The 5,060-nt window shown below is 47.8% G+C and carries 4 protein-coding genes; 1 reads left to right on the top strand and 3 read right to left on the bottom strand.

Translation table 11 applies throughout. The features are described 5' to 3' along the window. Positions 1-232: 232 nt before the first annotated feature. Complete coding sequence (fghA, locus tag ABD892_RS07025) at positions 233-1,084, bottom strand: S-formylglutathione hydrolase (protein ID WP_345194734.1); 852 nt, start codon at positions 1,082-1,084, stop codon at positions 233-235. A gap of 44 nt (positions 1,085-1,128) precedes the next feature. After that, complete coding sequence (locus ABD892_RS07020; protein ID WP_425559193.1) at positions 1,129-2,253, bottom strand: S-(hydroxymethyl)glutathione dehydrogenase/class III alcohol dehydrogenase; 1,125 nt, start codon at positions 2,251-2,253, stop codon at positions 1,129-1,131. Positions 2,254-2,367: 114 nt separating this feature from the next. On the opposite strand from ABD892_RS07020, the gene ABD892_RS07015 reads away from it, so the two are divergent. Beyond that, positions 2,368-3,237 (top strand): LysR substrate-binding domain-containing protein, encoded by an 870-nt coding sequence (locus ABD892_RS07015; RefSeq protein WP_345194733.1) that lies wholly within the window; start codon positions 2,368-2,370, stop codon positions 3,235-3,237. A gap of 1 nt (position 3,238) precedes the next feature. Here ABD892_RS07015 and ABD892_RS07010 read toward each other — a convergent pair whose 3' ends face one another. Beyond that, complete coding sequence (locus ABD892_RS07010; RefSeq protein WP_345194732.1) at positions 3,239-4,930, bottom strand: hypothetical protein; 1,692 nt, start codon at positions 4,928-4,930, stop codon at positions 3,239-3,241. Positions 4,931-5,060 lie beyond the last annotated feature (130 nt).

Genomic DNA, 5,060 nt, shown 5'->3' with positions numbered 1-5,060 from the left:
TATTTTGCCTGAAGAGCACAGGGGACGCTCTCTTCATTCAATTTAGCCTTACTTCTTCAGATCGTTAAGCGGGAGTTAAGGCATTAGTTAATAGACGTATTTTCTGGGGAAAAGTTCTTGGTAAAATAGGAGGATTTTGCACAATATCCTATGAAAATGCTCATGTATGGTTGTGTCAGTTATTTCAGGAAGTACTGCTGGCAGGGGAAAAGATCCCTCTGCCAGGGGGGGGTTAGGCATTAAAATAATGCGCATGAAATCTAAGGTGTTCCTCTATGAATGAGGCGATAAAGTAATAGCTGTGATCATAACCCTTTTGGTAACGAATCTCGGCGGAATACTGTTTTGTCTTGCAGACGGATATTAAGTTTTCCGTTAACAATTGCTGTTCCAGAAAGCTGTCTTCAGAGCCCTGATCAATGAGTACAGGCAGCTTTTCCGCTCCTGCTGTAATCAGTTCCGTTGTATCCCAGATCTTCCAGCTTGCCTTGTCATTTCCCAGGTAGTGAGTGAAAGCATTTTCACCCCAGGGGCATTGCGTTGGATTGACGATGGGGGAGAAGGCCGTTGCTGAGGCATATTGATCCGGATTTCTCAGTGCAATCATCAGGGCGCCATGACCGCCCATTGAGTGGCCGGAAATCGCGCGCTGATGGGTGACGGGGAACGTCTGCTCGATTAACGCTGACAGCTCTTTCGTAATATAGTCATACATCTGGTAGTGGCGATTCCAGGGCGCCTGTGTGGCATTGAGGTAAAAGCCTGCACCCAGCCCAAGATCGTAAGCCTGGTCGTCTGCATCGGGCACGCCTTCGCCGCGGGGGCTGGTGTCGGGCATGACCAGCGCCAATCCCAGTTCTGCGGCAATTCGCTGGGCACCGGCTTTGGTGGAAAAGTTTTCATCCGTACAGGTCAGGCCTGACAACCAATAAACGACGGGTACTTTTTCACCGTCGTTGGTTTGCGGTGGCAGGTAGACTGAAAACGTCATGTTGCAGTGCAGGGTGGCAGAGGGGTGGCGATACTGTTTCTGCCATCCCTCGAAGCAGCGGTAGCTGTTGAGTAATTCCAGTGTTTCCGGCATGGGGTTACCTGTACCGGGATGCTGAGCATCCCGGCCTTGCGGGTTTATTGATCGAAATGAATGACGGTGCGGATGGACTTGCCTTCGTGCATCAGGTCAAATGCGGTGTTGATCTCATCCAGCCCCATGGTGTGGGTAATGAAGGTATCCAGTTCAAATTCACCATCCATATAACGCTGAACGTAATCCGGCAGTTCTGAGCGGCCTTTGACGCCACCGAAGGCAGAGCCTTTCCAGACCCGGCCGGTCACCAACTGGAACGGACGGGTGGCTATCTCTTCTCCCGCACCGGCCACACCAATAATGACGGATTCCCCCCAGCCCTTGTGGCAGCATTCCAGGGCCGAACGCATCAGGTGAACATTACCCACGCATTCAAAGGAGTAGTCCACGCCGCCATCGGTCATCTCCACAATGACGTCCTGGATCGGTTTATCGTAATCCTTAGGGTTGACGCAATCGGTAGCGCCCAGCTGTCGTGCAATCTCAAACTTGCTTTCATTGATATCAATGGCAATGATTCGACCCGCTTTCGCCATGGTGGCGCCGATAATGGCAGACAGCCCAATCCCGCCCAGGCCAAAGATGGCAACGGTATCACCTTCCTGCACCTTCGCGGTATTCATAACGGCACCCATGCCGGTGGTCACACCACAGCCCAGCAGGCAGACTTTCTCCAGCGGGGCATCTTTGCGGATTTTGGCCAGGGCTATTTCCGGTACGACGGTGTACTCGGAAAAGGTTGACGTACCCATGTAGTGGTAGATGGGTTTGCCGTCTTTATAGAAACGGGTCGTGCCATCGGGCATCAAGCCCTTACCTTGTGTAGCGCGAATGGCCTGGCAAAGGTTGGTCTTGCCAGATTTACAGAATTTGCATTCGCCACATTCTGGCGTGTATAGCGGAATCACATGGTCGCCGACGGCCAGGCCGGTAACGCCTTCGCCAACCGCTTCAACGATACCGCCGCCCTCATGGCCGAGTATCGCGGGAAAAACGCCTTCCGGATCACTGCCTGACAGCGTGTAGGCATCGGTATGGCAAACGCCGGACGCGACGATGCGTACCAGCACTTCACCTTTTTGGGGTGGCATCAAATCGACTTCTTCGATTTTCAGTGGTTCTCCGGGAGCCCAGGCTACGGCGGCGCGTGTCTTGATCATTTCCATTCTGTCATACCCTGTGTTGTGGGTGAGTGAATCGTGTTGATGCACGTATTGTATTTATTTCTGATGAAACAATAATTGCCGTTTCAGGTAAATCACTATTACTAGGTGGTAACAATGGAGCGCTGGCAGGGTGTCACAGAATTTGTCGCAGTGGTGGATGCAAACAGTTTTACGGGAGCCGCCAAACAGCTGGATGTATCGGTGGCCCATGTCAGCCGCAAAGTGAATACGCTGGAGCAGCGGTTGGGCGCCAAGTTGTTTTATCGATCAACCCGGAAGGTGACACTGACGGAGTCCGGTAACCTTTACTATCAGCATTGTCGCCAGTTGCTGGTGGGGCTCGAAGAAGCCGACAGGGCGGTGGCCGATCTCAATGGTGACCCGAGAGGGTTATTAAAAATGACTGCACCGGTGTTCTATGGCGAGCATTTTGTCGCGCCGCTGGTGAACCAGTTTCTCTGTGATCATCCGGAGCTGCGTCTGGAATTTACCCTGACCAACGAAAAACTGGATCTGATCAGCCAAGGCTATGATCTGGCGATACGCTTGGGCAAACTGGAAGACAGCTCGTTAATCGCCAGAAAAATAGGTCGACGTACCCAGTATGTGTGTGGGTCACCTGATTATTTTCATCGCTATGGTCAGCCTCACACATTGGGCGAGCTCAGTCAGCACCAATGCCTGCATGGTTCAGTGGATGTCTGGCGCTTCCTTGAGCATGGTCAGGAGAAGTATTTTCGTGTTCATGGGCAGTGGCGCTGTAATAGTGGCCTCGCGTTAAAAGATGCATCGTTGCGCGGATTAGGACTTGTCCAGCTGCCTGATTATTATGTTGAGAAACATTTCAAGCGTGGTGAGCTGGTATCTGTGCTGGACCAGTACCGGTTGCCTGATGATGGGATTTGGGCGGTATATCCTCAAAACCGCCATTTGTCTCCGAAAGTCAGGTTGTTGGTTGAGTATCTTATTCTTTGTTCTTCATAAACTATTGCCTATTAGCTGTCACATAAGACTCTATGGTGTCATAGTAGCGTTGAGTATCTTTCTCAACCTTGATGTTGCCATGTCTTAATGTAAGATAGGCGTTTTTTAGAGTGCTGAATGCTTGATTGAGTTGTTCATCCGTCGCATTTAGCTTCTTGTGATGTCTGAGTACTTTATTCATTTCCTCTAGCTGTCTCTTGAAATGGGTTGTCTGATCAAGTGTTAGCTGTTCTGTTGCTGTAGTTGCTGTAGTTGCTGTAGTTGCTGTAGTTGCTGTAGTTGCTGTAGTTGCTGTAGTTGCTGTAGTTGCTGTAGTCTCTAACTTCGTGGTAGATGGTGGCATAATCTGAGCTTTTGCTACATTTGTTGAGGTTTTTGGCTGTTTAGGGCTTTCTGTTTTTATTTTGTGAGAGCGTGTCTTTTTGATTTGTTTTTGTAAGTGTTTTCTATGTTCAAGTTTTATCTTTCTTACCTTTTTAAAATCAACTCTTAATGATACGCCTATCTCTAAGCCTCCATTGTTATTTAAAAGATCCCTTCTCGATATCATCCTGTGCGGCATGCGATGTAGCATTAGACTTAATTGGTCGTATGAATGCAATAATGTTTCCCATCCTTCTTCTGTCATGATTCTTGCGTTATATGGTTCCTGATTAAACAACTTGACAAGTGTATCGTGGACGTCATTTCTGCTGGCACTTTCAAAAAGTTCGGGAGCACAAAAGCTCGGCTTGTTACAGTCCGTGCAGAATGCCATTATTTTATTGTATTCACCGTTGAAATCTTTGTTCTCATAGTCTGAATGGTTTCTGAAGTTGTAAATATGACCTTTAACGAATTCTGGAGATTTAATACTTTCCATTAACTTAACTATCGGGTTTTTATTTGTTTCTGGAATTCCATATGATACCAGCGATAGTTTATTTCTTCCGCTGAAGTATTTGCCAAATAATGTTTCTCCCCAAAAGCGATTTAAGCTCATTGCGATGATAAGTTCTGTTATGGCTCCTTCATCGCCAATCCAGAAGTCCGTAAGGCAGCTTGCCAAGGCTTCTTTGGGAGTGGCATCATCTGCAAGATGATAATGTATGAAGGGTTTATCGTCGTATGTTTTATTAAACGCCTTCATATAGACTCTTCCCGTTTTGAGGTTCTGGGGGGGGCGTCCAACATAAAAATGCGCCTTTTGGATAAAGTCATCCCGTCTTTTCCGGAAAAATGGTTCATTGCTTACGCGATCTGCCTCGTTCAGTAAGTCAAACAAGCGGCCTGCTGGCCAGAAACCTCTATTCAGCGCCTTTTTGGCAGCTTTGAATTTATCCTTGTTTTTTGGGTCATCAATAAATGCTACGACTGCATTTTCTCGTACGACAAAGTTTTCTCGTAACTCTAAACAACACGCAACGATCAGCTCATTAAAGGCTTCCTGATCAGGTATATCTATACCTTCTTGCATCGCTGAAACGGGATCCGATGTGCTCAAAACTGTCTCTTTGGGTCTGGCGCCTTGTGCCGCAGTCAAAGAGGAATCCGGTTCAGGGCTTTTAGATTCAGGTTTTGCTGACGTTTGTGTTCTGTCAGGTATGTCGACGTGGCATTGAGTATCTTCAGGCTCTTGCTCACGACTCACTTTTGGTAGGCTTTTGGGCTCAAGTTTTCGCTTGGCATCAGACGAAGGCTGATTGATTAACATGGGTTCAGAAGAGTGATGAGTCGGTTTATTCTGACAGGGTTTGTTTGCAACGAGCCTGTAGAAAATCTAAAAATAGAATCAGAATGCCTTCATTTTTAATGAATTAATTCTGCTTCAGCTTTCTACAGAC

Origin of the sequence: Kistimonas scapharcae (assembly GCF_039540975.1) — a bacterium.
Classification (GTDB): domain Bacteria; phylum Pseudomonadota; class Gammaproteobacteria; order Pseudomonadales; family Endozoicomonadaceae; genus Kistimonas; species Kistimonas scapharcae.
Note: the sequence above shows the minus strand (reverse complement) of the source record. Positions and strands in the feature narration are given on the sequence as shown.

What these genes read in the sequence shown, in the direction of transcription:
- ABD892_RS07015 (WP_345194733.1), top strand. Translation starts at nt 2,368, where the DNA reads ATGGAGCGCTGGCAGGGTGTCACAGAATTTGTCGCAGTGGTGGATGCA.
- ABD892_RS07010 (WP_345194732.1), bottom strand. Translation starts at nt 4,930, where the DNA reads ATGTTAATCAATCAGCCTTCGTCTGATGCCAAGCGAAAACTTGAGCCC.
- fghA (WP_345194734.1), bottom strand. Translation starts at nt 1,084, where the DNA reads ATGCCGGAAACACTGGAATTACTCAACAGCTACCGCTGCTTCGAGGGA.
- ABD892_RS07020 (WP_425559193.1), bottom strand. Translation starts at nt 2,253, where the DNA reads ATGGAAATGATCAAGACACGCGCCGCCGTAGCCTGGGCTCCCGGAGAA.